This is a genomic window from Nostoc sp. (assembly GCF_036917775.1).
In the GTDB taxonomy this organism is placed as follows: domain Bacteria; phylum Cyanobacteriota; class Cyanobacteriia; order Cyanobacteriales; family Nostocaceae; genus Nostoc.
This window is the reverse complement of the sequence record NZ_JBALEQ010000096.1, coordinates 37,825-52,499: the sequence shown is the minus strand read 5'-3', so window position 1 is coordinate 52,499 and position 14,675 is coordinate 37,825. Positions and strand designations below refer to the sequence as shown.

At 37.0% G+C, this 14,675-nt stretch carries 13 protein-coding genes; 6 read left to right on the top strand and 7 right to left on the bottom strand.

Going from position 1 to position 14,675, the window contains the following annotated elements; all coding sequences use genetic code 11:
- Nucleotides 1-124: 124 nt before the first annotated feature.
- The 3 genes from V7K69_RS19650 to V7K69_RS19640 all read right to left on the bottom strand — a co-directional run bounded on the left by V7K69_RS19650 (nt 125) and on the right by V7K69_RS19640 (nt 4,078).
- Entirely contained in the window at nt 125-1,411 is a 1,287-nt protein-coding gene (locus tag V7K69_RS19650) for an O-antigen ligase family protein (protein ID WP_335037282.1), read from the bottom strand.
- Between the two features lie 7 nt (nt 1,412-1,418).
- Nucleotides 1,419-2,834 (bottom strand): GumC family protein, encoded by a 1,416-nt coding sequence (locus tag V7K69_RS19645; protein ID WP_335037280.1) that lies wholly within the window; start codon nt 2,832-2,834, stop codon nt 1,419-1,421.
- Nucleotides 2,835-3,058: 224 nt separating this feature from the next.
- Complete coding sequence (locus V7K69_RS19640; RefSeq protein ID WP_335037278.1) at nt 3,059-4,078, bottom strand: polysaccharide biosynthesis/export family protein; 1,020 nt, start codon at nt 4,076-4,078, stop codon at nt 3,059-3,061.
- Nucleotides 4,079-4,793: 715 nt separating this feature from the next.
- Between V7K69_RS19640 and V7K69_RS19635 the strand changes: the two genes are divergently transcribed.
- Entirely contained in the window at nt 4,794-5,999 is a 1,206-nt protein-coding gene (locus V7K69_RS19635) for a glycosyltransferase family 61 protein (protein ID WP_335037275.1), read from the top strand.
- Between the two features lie 451 nt (nt 6,000-6,450).
- On the opposite strand, the gene V7K69_RS19630 is transcribed toward V7K69_RS19635, so the two are convergent.
- The 4 genes from V7K69_RS19630 to V7K69_RS19615 form a co-directional block, all read right to left on the bottom strand.
- Nucleotides 6,451-7,482 (bottom strand): glycosyltransferase family 2 protein, encoded by a 1,032-nt coding sequence (locus V7K69_RS19630; RefSeq protein WP_335037273.1) that lies wholly within the window; start codon nt 7,480-7,482, stop codon nt 6,451-6,453.
- 21 nt (nt 7,483-7,503) lie between these two features.
- A complete protein-coding gene (locus tag V7K69_RS19625; protein WP_335037271.1) occupies nt 7,504-8,799 on the bottom strand; it encodes a lipopolysaccharide biosynthesis protein in 1,296 nt (431 codons plus the stop codon).
- A gap of 31 nt (nt 8,800-8,830) precedes the next feature.
- Nucleotides 8,831-9,814 carry a glycosyltransferase gene (locus V7K69_RS19620; RefSeq protein ID WP_335037269.1) on the bottom strand — a complete coding sequence of 328 codons (984 nt, stop codon included), beginning with the start codon at nt 9,812-9,814 and terminating at the stop codon, nt 8,831-8,833.
- Between the two features lie 181 nt (nt 9,815-9,995).
- Nucleotides 9,996-11,027 (bottom strand): glycosyltransferase family 2 protein, encoded by a 1,032-nt coding sequence (locus V7K69_RS19615; protein WP_335037267.1) that lies wholly within the window; start codon nt 11,025-11,027, stop codon nt 9,996-9,998.
- A 447-nt stretch (nt 11,028-11,474) separates the two neighbouring features.
- Between V7K69_RS19615 and pssD the strand changes: the two genes are divergently transcribed.
- The 5 genes from pssD (at nt 11,475) to V7K69_RS19590 (ending at nt 14,437) form a co-directional block, all read left to right on the top strand.
- On the top strand, nt 11,475-11,930 hold the full coding sequence (gene pssD, locus V7K69_RS19610) for a PssD/Cps14F family polysaccharide biosynthesis glycosyltransferase (RefSeq protein WP_335037265.1): 456 nt from the start codon (nt 11,475-11,477) through the stop codon (nt 11,928-11,930).
- Entirely contained in the window at nt 11,927-12,439 is a 513-nt protein-coding gene (locus V7K69_RS19605; RefSeq protein ID WP_335037263.1) for a glycosyltransferase, read from the top strand. Before pssD ends, V7K69_RS19605 begins: the two co-directional genes overlap by 4 nt.
- Nucleotides 12,439-13,437 carry a sugar transferase gene (locus V7K69_RS19600; RefSeq protein WP_335037261.1) on the top strand — a complete coding sequence of 333 codons (999 nt, stop codon included), beginning with the start codon at nt 12,439-12,441 and terminating at the stop codon, nt 13,435-13,437. Before V7K69_RS19605 ends, V7K69_RS19600 begins: the two co-directional genes overlap by 1 nt.
- A complete protein-coding gene (locus tag V7K69_RS19595; protein WP_335037258.1) occupies nt 13,438-13,908 on the top strand; it encodes an ATP-binding protein in 471 nt (156 codons plus the stop codon).
- Between the two features lie 217 nt (nt 13,909-14,125).
- A complete protein-coding gene (locus V7K69_RS19590) occupies nt 14,126-14,437 on the top strand; it encodes an STAS domain-containing protein (protein WP_335037256.1) in 312 nt (103 codons plus the stop codon).
- Nucleotides 14,438-14,675 lie beyond the last annotated feature (238 nt).

Below are 14,675 nucleotides of genomic sequence, written 5' to 3'. Positions count from 1 at the left end.
TACATTCCAATTAAGCTGCATAAAAGTTTAAAATTACGCAACAAGCAATTAATTGGAGAAGTTTAACAACAGATTTATAACTCAATACGGTTCAGTTAGTCATAAAATCCTTTTGTCAGGAGTGCTAAAAGTTCCCATTAAAGGGATTACCAGTCTTTTCTTTCATCGCAATCCCCAAGATGACTAAAGCTGGCCAAAAAAGGTAAGCTAAAATTTCTAAATTCTCACCAAATGTGTAAAGGAATATTGTAAAAATTATACTTAGTCCCGACTTGGCTACATTGCTTGTTTGGCATTTAATTAAAAATTCGAGAAAAGTCCACAACATTGGCACAGCCAAGGCAAAAAATCCGACAATTCCTTTCACAAAAAGTATCCCAAACCAAGAGTGATGAGAACCAATCGGCATATGTTCTGCTACATGGGGCCCTTTTTCGACAACTCCATGTCCCCAAATAGGAGCCTCACTTTCCCATCGGTCATAAGCGATTCGTCCCAAGGCCGCACGCACCCTAGATGAACCTGCACGAGCAGCTTTGAATGCATCGTTAAAGTTTTTATATGCTTTGATAATTGACGGACCAAACAGACCCATTACAGGTGAAGCAAAACCTAATACAATTAAAACCCTAGGTCGAGTCAGCCTGGATAACAACCAGGTTAAAGATGACACCACTACCAGATTGACTAAAGCCAATCGGGAAGCAGAGACTTGACACATAAGCAAGCTACCAAATATTGCCAGGACACGCCATTTTATGGATTTTTCTTGAAAAGCAAAAATCAAGTAGATATTCGCTACAAATCCTAAAGCTGGGGCCCAAGGCGTAAATAGTCGCCATCGAGCTGAACCAGCTTCAGGATCAACTTCATAAAGATTCATCGCAAAAAAGTCTGGCCCAGGCCCCCCGACTGCTTGCAGGGGAGAGACATACAGGGTTGCAGGTAGATGTGCAAGATAGGCTATATAAAAGAGCGGAAAGAACAGCAAAGTCTGATAACAAACAACACAACCTGCACGATACACCAACTCAGGACGAATATTTAAACAGCCAATAAGCGGAAATATTGCCAATAATGCCCACCCTTTAGCCCACCCTAAAGTTGATTTAATTATCTCTCCATTACTCAAATTATAATCAAGGTGACCCATCAATAAAGCAACTAACATTACTATCATGGCAATTATCCAAACCCAAACTCCAAAGGGAATGGTAACTCGCTCTTCAACAGGAGTTTGAGAATTTTGCAGCACAAGTTTTTTGCATAGATAAAATACTAATATCCAGGCAATAACTGGTGCAGCAAGATAAAGTCCGCCAATTACATACAAGCCATATGTCCAAGTGATTGTGTACCAAACCATACGTTCCTCAAAATTACGAGGAGTTATTTCTTCTTGTTTAGCCATAATTAAATCACTCGGATTCTGATTTAGTTTTTGATATCATTTGGGAAACTCTTGTTTTTAACTTTTGACGCCACCACAATATAACTAGTGCAGATGTACAACAAATAGAACCGAAAAATGCTCCTGCGTATACAAACATAGGTTTAGGTGAACTAGGCTTATCAGGTAAGGTCGGTTCGACTAACATTTGCACTAATGGATAGTCAACAAAAATGTCAGCTTTGCTCAAGTCTACTTTAGCTAAAGTAGAACTGAAAACAGCTTCAGCAATTTTGACATTTCTCTCCAGACTATCTAGAGTAACTTCTTTCTGGGACAATATTTTTTGTCGGGTTTCTAACAATTTAATTTGCTCTTCTAAACCCTTAGCCTGGGCTGCAATGCCTTCGTGTTCTGCTTCTAATCCTACTAAACTCTCAAACAAAGAAACTCGCCCTGCACCAGTTGTTAAATATAGTTGTTCTATGCTTTCCTTATCTATATTTCTTTGTAATAGATAACGAGCCCGGGTAATTATAGCATCTTGAGCCGCCGTCCATTTAACCTGCTCACTAATAACTTGAGGATGATTCATTCCCCATTTAGAAAGCAAAATTTCTAAATTACCACTGGATTCACTATAGTCTTTTAAATATTGTTGGAAAACTTGATCGGATTGTAGAGCTAAAGCATCAGCGGCTTGCTTGGGTGATATACGCAAGTTATTAGATAACTGCTGAAGACGACTAGCAGTTGATTGTTGTTGTGCTAATATCTCAGCCCGTTGTTTACGCAGTTGTTCTATATTAGTTAAAAGATCTTTAATTTGTTCAACTGAATTTAAAGCAGCACGAGCCTTATATTTAGATAGAAGATTTTGTGCTTCTTTAAGTTTAGCCTGAGAACTTAATAAAGATCCTTTAGTTCCTTCATCTCTACCAGCTGCTACTTCAGATCTAAGTATGTTAAGTCTATGCTTTAAAGCCTTATAAATAGCCCAGGATTTCTGTTGAGCTTCTTTTGCACTAGAACCAGTAATCTCAAGTTGGATAACTGTTGTGTTATCTATTAATTTTATATGTGGCTTCCCAAATTTTTCAGAAGGTATCTTTAGAGAAGCAGCAGCTTCGTTTAAAAGAGGTTCACTAGTAATGATGTAATTGTAGTTAGCTCTGGGATCTGATGAAGAACTGCCAAATGCAGAGACACTAGAAGATGAGGCTTGACCAATATCAGGTATATTAAAATTAACTCCTGCCCCGGAACCTGGTATAATTAAAGCCCAATCGCTGTTATAAACTGGCTTTGCTTTTTTTAAAGAAGTTATAGCAAAACCCCAGATTAAAGAATTAAAAATTAACCCCAAACCTACGTAACGAAATGGTCGCCATAGGTTTATGCCCAATCTCCAACGAGAGGAATAAATTGTCTTTTCTGTACTCATTTTGACATTTCGCTCCTTTGATGGAATCGAATAATAAACTCAAAGGGTTGTTTGTATTACAGCAGAAATAATTTTGACATTTCGCTCTTTTGATGGAACTGAATCATAAACACAACGTTTTTTTATCTGTATTCACAATAGGAATGAAGTTAGCAAGTTTTACATATTTTCTCTAAATTTTTAATATGGATATTAAAGTAGCAAAAAATTAATTATTTATAAGTTTATTTAAAAATGGAAAATGGTAACAAAAATGGTGATAACCACCCGCCGATCGTATTGAGCAAATCTTTGACGTTAGTAAACCTTGAATCATAGCAAATTACACCGTCGTAAGGCATTAAAAATGGATTTTGTATATCATTTTCAGACTTTCTCAACAGTTCTTCCACAGGTCGATCTAGATATTTAGTCTCACCAGTAATCCGATCTGTGCGGACTAAAGTTGTCCGTCTATGAGCATTAGTTGAGCGAGTTCCCCCCGCACAATTCGCTGCAATCACAGCTTGAGATAAGTGAGAACCATAAGGAAAACTGCTAGAATCCTGATTAATCGAAGCAGTTGCATTACTAGTAGCAGGAACTGTTAAATTAGACATATATACCTTAATTCCTGGTGGAGTAATGCGAGATGGACGTATCAGCTCAGGTTGAAATTTTTCTGCTTTAGGAACTACAATTTGATCCCCAGCAATCAGCGGCACATCGTCAAAAAATTCACCAGTAAATACACCTGATATATCAATAATTTTTTCTTGATTACCACGAATTAGGCGAATTTCTTTGATATTCGCATTTGGCATTACTCCCCCAGCTGAACGTATGGCAGAAGTTAAATAGCGATCGCCTGGGTAATTGCCAGATATTTGAGTCGATTGTTGAGCCAGAGAAGCTTGAGCGTCAGAAGCAGCATTGACTAATACAGTACCAGGTTGAAAAAGCTCGCCAGCTACACTAACTTGCACAGGTGCCCAGTAGACAACTTTAACGCTTACCTGAAGAACATTCGGTTTAAAGATTCTTGCCTCCAGCAAAGCCTGAGAAATCACTTGTTCTACTTGTGAGGGTTCTAAACCTTCTACAAGTAAAGGCTGGAGATAGGGTATATTGAGCGTGCCATCTAGATTAACTACATAACTACCGCTAAATCCTTCTCCCTCAATAATAAATATATTGAGGCGATCGCCTCTAGAAAGAGGTAAAGCCAAACAAGGTGTTCCTAAAGCCAGAGTTGTTAAAGCCACATTTATGATCACTAGGGCTTTTTTTTTACAGAAACTATTAAACATAAGAAAACTAGCTGTAAATAATACTTCAATTAATAATGAGATTCAATTGAATCACATTATTAATTGAAATACAATTAAATTTATCTATTCTGATTACTCTCTAAATCCTTCTATAATATCCAGAAAATTATAATAATAAACAGAGCATAGGCAATAGCCATCAGTAATAATAACTATAAAAGCTGATCTTAATATCTATAACCGTAAATTTACGGTAATTTTAATTTTATTGCTGCCTGTGCAACTCGCAACAGCTACTAAGTAGACACAATCTACCTGTACATTTTTAAGCAGCAAATTATATTTATAGCGGTTCCTAGTCTGCTGAGGTACAAATTTATCTGTGTTCATCTGTAGTTCATTATGTCTTTGTGTACCTCCCTGGATCGATAAACGCTATACCTATTTTCAAACATTTTCTTTTAAAGACAATAATTTATGTAGAAATGCTGAGGCATGGGGAGATAATTTTATTTATTTTATAGATATTAATAGATGTATATAAGTTAGCGATAAGTTAGCAAAAAAAATTGGCTTGTCCAACTGAAAACTATTTAAACATTTATTTTGTATAGAAAAATGTCTCATCCCAAAAAAACTTTGATTTCATTCAATTATGCAATTTAGATGTAGGCTATTGAACTAATCTTATAATGAATGTGAGAAATAAATGTCCTTAAAATCTACACTCAAGAAAATTGTTCCTCTAAGAGTCTTTTACAGAGCCTTGTATCGTAGCGGGATGAAATATAAATTCCGTAAACCCATCATTAACTTCTTGAAATTATCAGGAATGCAGGTGGTAGATAGAAATGATTTACTCAAGACCTCTCCATTTTTTTTTCAAGACACAGATGAGGTAAGTTCTCTCAAGAGAAAAAATGGAGTAGATCACGAAAAGTTTAAGGAATTTGAAAATTTAGTATTTGCTAAACCATTTGTAGCCAGTATCAAGAATGGTGAGCTAGCCGGAAAAAATGCTACTGGGTTTGATAGTCAAGGTAGGGTTATCTTAGAAACAAGCTGGCCTCAATATACAGCAGATCATTTAGCAAGAATTTTATCTCTGAGAACTCTATTCTTAAAAAAGTTCTACCCTTGTACTCATCAAGACACAGTTTTTTCTCTAGTATGTCCTTGGGATAATAATTATTTTCATTGGCTAATCGATTGTCTCACTAGATTAGAAGGTGTAATGGAGTATGAAAGAAAATTTGGTGTCAAAATCAAATTAATCATTCGTCCAAATTTACAACAGTATCAAATAGATAGTTTAAGATTACTCGGTTATAGCGAAGAAGATTATCAAGAATGGAATGGAAAAAGGATGTTAGTAAATAATTTACTAGTTCCTTCCTTTCGGCGTTCTATGCAAGATGAAGATGGATTTTACTGTCACGTTTCCCCTGCTTCTTGTCGTTGGTTAGCGGAACGGATAATTAATAATCTACCGGAAAACATTAAGAGTAAACCTACTCCTACCCATATTTATGTCTCAAGGCGCAATACCTTAGTTAGAAAGGTAGTGAATGAGCAAGAAGTCATTCAGGAATTAGAAAAGTTGGGTTTTGTAGATTATGTGACGGAAGATTTGAGCTTTGCTGATCAAGTTCATTTGTTTGCTAATGCAAAGATGATAATATCTCCTCATGGAGCAGGATTGACTAATATTATCTTTTCTAAAAACTTAAAACTGATTGAACTATTTGCAAAAACTGTACCTGTTGCGTCTTATTATGAGCTTTGCGGCGGTTTGGGATTTGAGTATGGAGCGTTGCTGGGGGATTCTCCGAAAGGCGACTTAAGAACTCATGATGCAGATATGATTGTTGATACCCAAAAATTATTAGACCTCGTGAAGAAGATGAACGTTTAAGAAGCCAGTTTAATTTTTGGGTGTTGCATCAGTACAACGTTTTGCAGGTCAATAAATTATAAAAGGGTAAAGGGTAAAGGGGAAAGGGGAAAGGGATGATGATTGTCGCGCCACTTGAGGGCGTTAGCGGAACGGGACGCAGTACGGTTTTTACCTTCCTCATAAAATTTGGATTATTTCGCTTGACTTTGGGCGTTAGCGGAGCGGAACGCAGTACGGTTTTTACCTTTTCCCCTTCCCCTTTCCCCCTTCCCCTTCTTCATAAAGTTAGGGGCACAACATTGTTGTGCCTTTACAATTATCTTAACTTCACGAATAATCTACTTAATCAGCACCACCAAAAATTGTAGTAGTCTATCGCATTAATTCTGTTGAAATGCAAGATACCCGACTTTTTGAAAAAGTCGGGTATCTGATTTGACAGAATATGATGTGAAAAAGACAAGTCAGTCTATTGTATAAGTCCTGGTTTGTCTGAAAAAATAGGCTGTCTGCGTAATATGCGTATTTTTTGGATAGCATAACCCTCGATTTTGTTATAAAGGTTCTGTGGTAAGAGCCAGAGTAAATAGGCTGCTACTAAAGTAAAAATTGTAAATCGAGGTTCTTCAAATACTATCCGCCAGTATGTTTTGAGAGCTTGGTGAATCAATTGTACGGCGACAGCACCCATACGCAAACGCACAGATGTTCGTGCTAAATACCGTAACTGATACGCTTTAGATAAATTTTCCCATTGAGTAATTAAATGAGGTGCGTAAGAACGAGTCTTTTCTAGTACCTGTTCCCAGGCTTCAAATTGCTGCAATAGACTTGCTGAAAGACCTTGAGAATTTACTCTGTATAATGTCAAAGTTTCAGGAATTCCTTCAATCTGCCAATTGGTTTGGATAGCAACACGCAGCCAACATTCAATATCTTCTGCACGCCTAAAGGCTTCATCAAAATAAAAATCTTCGACAGTAGCATAAAGATTTGCAGTAAATTTAATTTCCTCAAACACTTTTCGTCGCACAACTGGCGCTGATCCATTACCAACGTGATTACCTTGAAGTAAATAGAATGGGGTAATTTCCTTGAGTCTAGGCATTTGATATTCATTCATGAACTCCCCAGTCTCATTGATAAAAGCAGAACGGCTAAAACTAACGCCGACAGAAGGAGAGTTTTCTAAATGAATGAGATGTTTTTCTAGTTTTTGTGGTGTCCAGAGGTCATCTGAATCTAAAAATGCTAGATATTCTCCTTGTGCATGGCGAATACCAGTGTTTCTCGCTCCAGCTAATCCTCTATTCTCCTGAGAGATAATTCTGATTCGCGCATCTGTAAATTGCCGACAAATATCAATGCTTTTATCTGGCGAGCCATCATCTATCAATAATAATTCAAAGTCTGAGTATGTCTGCGCTAAAACTGAAGAGATGGTGTCAGCAATGTAGGCTTCAACTTTATAAACTGGTACGATGACCGAAATTTTCGGCATAGAATTTATCAAATTTTTGATTTAGATTGAGGTTTTGAGAATTGTATCTGGATGTGTGGCGATGACGTATCTACTTGACCAAATGGTGAAGATAGGTATGGTGAGAATATGAACAATTAGGACTGCGGTTGCAACACCAACTAGACCCCATTGGAGACCCACAACTAAACCAACTACTAATATTGCTGTAAAAATTAAATTCCATTTCAAATCGATATCTGGTTTATTAACTGCACGCAGAATTTGCGAAGCTGCATCTCCAAAGGGGCGAGGAATAGCGGACAAACAAATAAGAATCAAAATTGGCACTGCACCTGCTGTAACCCACTTTTGACCAAAGATTAAAGGTACATAAAAAGGTGATAGGCTGGATTGAAGTAAAATTAGTGGGATTGTAATTAAAGCTACTGTTTTCAATCCCTTAAAGAATCGTTCTTTTAAACGCTCAATATTATTACTGACGGAGCATAAATAAGGAAATAGAGCAGATCCAAATGCTGTAATAATACCAAGACTAATTCCTAATCCAGCATTAAAAGCAAAATAATATACTCCTAATTGCTCGACTCCTAAAAATGTACCAACTAAGAAGTAATCAATATTATTCCTCAGAGTTGTTAGTAATTGTGAACCTAATATATTACGACCGAATTTGACTATTTCTTGCCAATTTTTTAACGTAAATTTACTATTGACTCGCCAAGAATGATTAGTATAACACCTCCATACCCAAATAGGAGCTACTAAAATTTTTGGTAGAATAATAGCCCACATTCCCATACCAAGTAAAGCCATGATGATTGTTAAGATGCAATCAATGCAAAGCTGTAACATATGAGTAACAGCTATAACGCTCATGCGATTTTCACGCTGAATTAAAACACATTGAACTAAAGCGATTGGGATTGTCAAATAACCTGTGGCCATCAGACAAATAGGCAAAACAAGCTGAATATTTTTGTAAGACCAACCGATAATAAAAGCAACGATACATTGGACAATAAAAAGACTGCTATATATAAGCCAATTCAACCAGTAAGCAGTGTTACATAAGTCATTGATATCTTCTTCTGTAGATTGAATTAGCTTAACGTCAATTCCGCATTGTGCAAATACATTAACAAATTCATTTGTAGTCAATATCAGTGCTGCTAAACCATAGTCAACAGGGCTTAACAAATGAGCTAATGTGACTGTAGTTGCTAAACGGAAGAAGCGATAAACAATTTGCGCTCCCCCCAGCCAGCTAAAATTCTGAATAAATTTATCTGATAGTTTATATCTGAGTTTGTTAGTTATATCTTTAGCCAAATTCATCTTGATTTATTCCTGAACAATAAGAGAGAAGCTATTTAGTAATTTGACTAAGAAATGTGTTCCATTCGTCTAAATATTTCTCCCAAGCTCCTGTAACTGATTGGCGACCAATTTGACGTAGTGCTTCTATATCTTGCTCAGGAATGGAGGCGATCGCTTGAGCTAGCTTTACGGGATCTTGTGGTGGAACTAGAATACCGCAGTGAGACACTTGTTCAGTCAAACCATCTATCTCGGTAGCAATCACAAACCTACCAGCTGCTTTAGCTTCTAAACCGACCAGTCCCATTGGTTCCCAGCGCGAGGGAATAGCTACCGCATCACAGGTTTGAAGAAACTCAGGTACATTATCAATTCTGCCAATAAATTCAACGTTACTGAGTCCTTGAGCTAATTGTTTTAATTTAAGTTCTTCATCACCTTCACCTGCAATGCGTAATTTAATCGGTGAATCAGAAATTAATTTCATGGCTTCTAGCAAAATATCAAATCCCTTTTGCGGGTGAAATCGACCATAAGCTCCGACAATTAACGGCTGTTCTATAGGTTTTATTGGAACCGTTAAGAAATCACTGAGAATTCGACACTGCTGAATTAAAACTAATTTTTTATCCGCCACTAAGCGATTTTCTTGTAACCATTTTTGCTGTCCAGCAGAAATAGCTACTACCCAGTCAGCAAGACCATAAGATAATTTGAGCATCAAATAAAATCGAAATTTATGAGTAACATTACATTGCACAAATCCTTCAGAATAATGATGTTCATGAATAACTATTTTGGCTTGGGGATTTCTGATTTTGATAATTAACAATTTTAGTAATCGTTGCCAATTACGAGAATCATGGACAATAATTGCTTTAAATAAAGATTGCTTATCTTCAGATAATTTTTTACTAGAGCCAATAATAAAGTCCCATTTTTCCTTTAAAGAGGAAGAAGTCAAACTTTTCAGGGCAGACATAATTCCACCCATTTTTGTGTCGCTGATTAAATGTAATACTTTTGGCTTCATGTTAAATCTTAGGGATTATCAATAAGAATTGAAAATTTGACTGTTAACCTTCAGCAGTTAACAGCCAATACAAAAAATGTACAAGTTAGCCTTCGACTTTGGTTTAGGCTAACATCGAGATAAGTCGAGACTGAAGATGAATGAAAATTAATTTTGTTAAAGAACAATAATGGTGATGTAATTAAACAAATTGGTCTTGGCTAATTTGGCGTTTTTGGTTAGCACCTGTGATTTTCAAACTGAGAACTTCTAGCTGAGAGTAGAATGATTGAGGTAAAAGGCGCAGCAAATAAGCAGCCAATAAAGTCAAGATTGTGCGATGAGGTTCTGCTAAAAGTATTTGCCAATGGGTCATCAAAGCACGGTTAACGAGTTCTACTGCAACCTTACTATCACGTTGTCTTACAGCCCGACGCGCTAGGTATCTTAATTGATAAGCTCTAGCGGGATTTTCCCATTGTGCAATAAACTCTGGGGAGTATACTTTGGCTTTATCAATAATCCGCTCCCAAGATTCTAGCTGCTTGAGCAAATTTGCTGACAAACCACCAGCGTTGACGCGATATAAGGTCAAAGCTTCAGGAATACCTTCAATTTGCCAATTGGTTTGCAGAATGATTCGCAACCAGCATTCTATATCTTCAGATTGACGGAAGTGTTCATCAAAATACCAGTCTTCCAGGATGCCATCAACAGTCTCTGGAAATTTAATTTCTTGAAAAACTTCCCGGCGAATAACTACGGCTGAACCGTTACCGATAGGATTACGGCAGAATAAATCACTGGAACTAATGTCTTTGAGTTTAGGCATTTGATAAATGCCTAAAGGCTTTCCTTGTTCATCAATAAAGGCAGAACGGCTAAAACTAATACCCACAGTTGGGTTATGGTCTAAATGATGTAGATGCTTTTCTAATTTCTGCGGTAGCCATAAATCGTCTGAATCTAAAAAGGCTAAATATTCTCCTTGAGCATGGCGAATACCGGTATTTCTCGCTCCAGCTAATCCGCGATTTTTTTGGCTAATGATTTTGATTCTATTATCGGAAAACCCTTGACAAATCTCGAGACTGCGATCGCGTGATTCGTCATCTATAACTAATAGCTCAAAGTCCTGCCATGTCTGCTGCAAAATTGAACTAATTGTTTCATGTATGTACTTCTCTACTTGATAGACAGGCACAATAACAGAAACTTTAGTATGACCACTCATTGTCAAATTAATAACACTAATGTCTTTACAAATTAAATAAAATTATTTACATTAGCATCAGTGTATATACTTATTTTTGCAAAAACAATAAAGTCAGATTTGGTACTTTCAACCTTGATAAATATATTATATTTCCATTAAATGTGTTTATTAACTAAGTGCCTAAATCCAGAAGCTTTATCCAGCCTAAAAAATAAAATACTAGCTATGCTTTGAGAATAAATTGGTAGCAAATATTTCAACATTTATCTGGAAAATCATGAAAACTTGTGAAATAGTGTATAAAGGTCAATAAGTGAGAAATTAGAAGTTAGAAGTTAGGAAGCAGTTTATAAACTTCTTAAAAAATGTGTTCAATAATTTTGAACCAAATTTTCTGCAAAAGTTACTAGAATCTGACTTTGATCAACGGCAAAAGAGAATTTTAAGGGAAATTTATCTCTATCTATGAAAGTATTATTAGTTTGCTCGTCAGGTGGACATTTTAAAGGTATTCAGCAATTGCGTCCGTTTTGGGAACACCATGAACGGGTTTGGGTAACTTTTAAAACTGCAACTACACAAGCTGCTTTGGCCCAAGAAACAGTGTATTGGGCTTTTAGTCCGACTAATCGCAACCTACCGAATTTGTTCAAGAATTTGCTTCTAGCTTTTCAAGTCGTCAGCCAAACTCAACCAGACTTGATAATTTCTACAGGTGCAGGTGTCGCTGTCCCCTTTTTAATGATTGGCAAATTATTCGGTAGCAAAACAGCATTTATTGAATCTGTAACTCGAATTCAGACTTTAAGTTTATCTGCCAAATTACTTTTGCCTTTTCTTAGCGTCCTTTATGTGCAATGGCCGCAACTTCAAGCCCGTTATCCGCAAGCTGAACTTATCATTCCTCAGGAAAGCGTATGATTTTTGTCACAGTTGGTACAGAACAGTATCCCTTCAATCGCCTCATGTCTTGGGTTGAGGTCTTGCTCGAAACTCAACTAATTGAAGAAGAAGTTGTTGTTCAGTATGGTAGTTCTAACGCCGTCTTACCCTCTGGTGCTAAGGTTTATCGTTTTATCAAAGAAGAACAATTTCAGGAATTGATTCAGCAAGCGCGAATAGTGATTGCTCATTGTGGGGAAGGAACCTTACTGTTGTTGGATTCTTTGGATAAACCTTATATTTTGGTACCTCGCAGCCAGAGATTTGGTGAACATGTTGACGAGCATCAAGTAGAACTAGCGCTAGCACTATCACAGATCAATGTGCCTATAGCCTGGTCGCCAGGAGATTTAGTGCGATTTATCGAAAACCCCAGACAAGTGTCCATTGCTGACGTATCTACTGCTACGGCGATCGCACTTTGTAATAGTCTGCAATCTCGTTTTGGTCAAACTTTTCCAGAACTTTCCATAGGTGTATCCAAATAATGAGTTCTCATCCTAAAACTACAAAATCGCTAGAAACGACTCGTAAAGGCAGCATTCTCTTAGTCCAACTACCTTCGAGATTAACTGTTATTGAGGCTGTTTCCTTCCGCAAGGAGTTTCAAACTTGGTTAGAAGACGAGACGATCACCAAAATTATCTTAGATTTTGGCAAAACCACAATTATCGATAGTAGTGGTGTTGGCTCGTTGATTAGTAATCATAAATCTGCACAGGGGAAAAAGATTGAATTAATTTTTTGGAGTATCCAGCCGCAAGTGCAATTGGCTTTTTCCCTGGTAAGTTTAGAGCAGATATTTAATATTGAAGCTCATAGTGAGGCGATTATCCCGACTGCAAACCGCAAACTTGAACAGCGTCCACCCTTAACCCATCCTTCGGTGCGATCGCCAATGAAACGTGCCATTGATATTGTTGGTGCAATTCTGGGATTGGCTGTAACCACCTTGTTATTTGTGCCAATTGCGATCGCGATTAAACTTGATAGTCCTGGTCCTGTATTGTTTAGTCAAATTCGCTGTGGCTGGATGGGGCGACGGTTTCGCATTTGGAAGTTTCGCTCAATGGTGACAAATGCGGAAGCGCTCAAAGATACTATTGCTAACCGAGCATCTGGTGCTTTTTTTAAAAATGATAACGATCCGCGAATTACCCGTGTTGGGCGCTTTCTCCGCAAAACTAGTTTAGATGAATTCCCCCAATTTTGGAATATTCTCATCGGAGATATGAGCTTGGTGGGAACTCGTCCCCCAACCCCCGATGAGATAGAAAAATATGAAATTACCAATTGGCAAAGACTGGATGTCAGACCTGGACTCAGTGGCGAGTGGCAAGTCAACGGCCGCTCAAAAATCCGTAATTTTGAAGATGTCATCAAACTCGATTTACGCTATCAAAATAATTGGAGTTTACTTTATGATTTAAAGTTAATTTTTAAAACGATTCTTGTGCTTTTTCAAAAAGATTCTGGGGCAGTGTAAATGTCACTGCAAACAAATTCATTCATCCATCATTCTGACCTACAAGTTGCCAGCGATTTAGATGAAATGGCAACAGTTATTGAATGGTTTGAGCAATTCAACTGTCAACAGCTACCTTACCAAATGTGGATAGAAGCTCAAACTGCATTGCTTGAAGGCTTTACTAATGTAGTGCGTCATGCTCACAGCCACCTGAGTCCACACACTCCTGTTGACTTAGCAGCGACAATTGACTCCGAATATTTCCAGATTTCTATTTGGGATCAAGGTGAGATTTTCAATTTAGAAGCACTCTTAGAACAACTCAATCAAAAGACCAGCGATCGCCATTTTAACCCTTTAGATCATCAAGCTCATTGGGGCTGTATTTTTCTTTTGAAACTCAGAAGAGACTATGGTTGGACTGTTAGTTACACTCGTGAAGCAGGACATATAAACTGCTTGTTGTTAAAGAAAAAGATCGCTCTTTAATATAATGACTAATTCACCAAAATTCAGCAATATTTATTTTGCTGAGTTTCTCAATAAAATCTAACTTTATTAATTTTTGGATTTACATTTATCTTAATGTTTCTCCAACATTAACATCGGATAAAAAAGCCAGATACAAAGGTTTTGTTTTCCATGATTTCTATATCTTACCTATTATTACAATCACAGCTTATTAATCAAAATTATGGATTACCAAATGAAACTTATCCAACCCATAGGGATTTTTGATGGTAGACAAGGTAGAGAAATTCATAATCAGATTGGTAAATTTATTGACACAGGTGTCAAAATATTTTTGTTGGATTTTCAATCTGTTAATTTTATGGACAGTTCAGGATTTGGCGCTCTCCTATTAATGCTAAAAACTGTGCAAAAAGACCAAGGAAGGCTAGTAATTTGTTCTATTAACGAACAAATTAGGATGATTCTAGAACTCAGCGACACAACAAAAATTTTTGAAGTGCTGCCGGATCAAGATACATTTATGAAAAATCTTACTCTGGCTTAAATTCAATTTCTAATAAAGAACAGTCATCGTTAAAATTTGACTACCTGTTACCGGGGTGAAATGAGTAACCCTACAGAAAGTTACGCTGTGCGAATAATTCAAGGTTTGTAGTGTACCCCTGCGGGGAAGCAAGCTACGCGAAGCGTCTCGCAGAGAGGGCTTCAGCCCTCATAAGAGGACTAAAGTCCTCACTACGAAATAATCTCAAGATTTTTTACATTACTTAATCTAGTTTGAT

Coding starts and splice junctions, on each gene's coding strand:
- V7K69_RS19650 (WP_335037282.1), bottom strand. CDS start 1,411: ATGGCTAAACAAGAAGAAATAACTCCTCGTAATTTTGAGGAACGTATG.
- V7K69_RS19645 (WP_335037280.1), bottom strand. CDS start 2,834: ATGAGTACAGAAAAGACAATTTATTCCTCTCGTTGGAGATTGGGCATA.
- V7K69_RS19635 (WP_335037275.1), top strand. CDS start 4,794: ATGTCCTTAAAATCTACACTCAAGAAAATTGTTCCTCTAAGAGTCTTT.
- V7K69_RS19630 (WP_335037273.1), bottom strand. CDS start 7,482: ATGCCGAAAATTTCGGTCATCGTACCAGTTTATAAAGTTGAAGCCTAC.
- V7K69_RS19625 (WP_335037271.1), bottom strand. CDS start 8,799: ATGAATTTGGCTAAAGATATAACTAACAAACTCAGATATAAACTATCA.
- V7K69_RS19620 (WP_335037269.1), bottom strand. CDS start 9,814: ATGAAGCCAAAAGTATTACATTTAATCAGCGACACAAAAATGGGTGGA.
- V7K69_RS19615 (WP_335037267.1), bottom strand. CDS start 11,027: ATGAGTGGTCATACTAAAGTTTCTGTTATTGTGCCTGTCTATCAAGTA.
- pssD (WP_335037265.1), top strand. CDS start 11,475: ATGAAAGTATTATTAGTTTGCTCGTCAGGTGGACATTTTAAAGGTATT.
- V7K69_RS19605 (WP_335037263.1), top strand. CDS start 11,927: ATGATTTTTGTCACAGTTGGTACAGAACAGTATCCCTTCAATCGCCTC.
- V7K69_RS19600 (WP_335037261.1), top strand. CDS start 12,439: ATGAGTTCTCATCCTAAAACTACAAAATCGCTAGAAACGACTCGTAAA.
- V7K69_RS19595 (WP_335037258.1), top strand. CDS start 13,438: ATGTCACTGCAAACAAATTCATTCATCCATCATTCTGACCTACAAGTT.
- V7K69_RS19590 (WP_335037256.1), top strand. CDS start 14,126: ATGAAACTTATCCAACCCATAGGGATTTTTGATGGTAGACAAGGTAGA.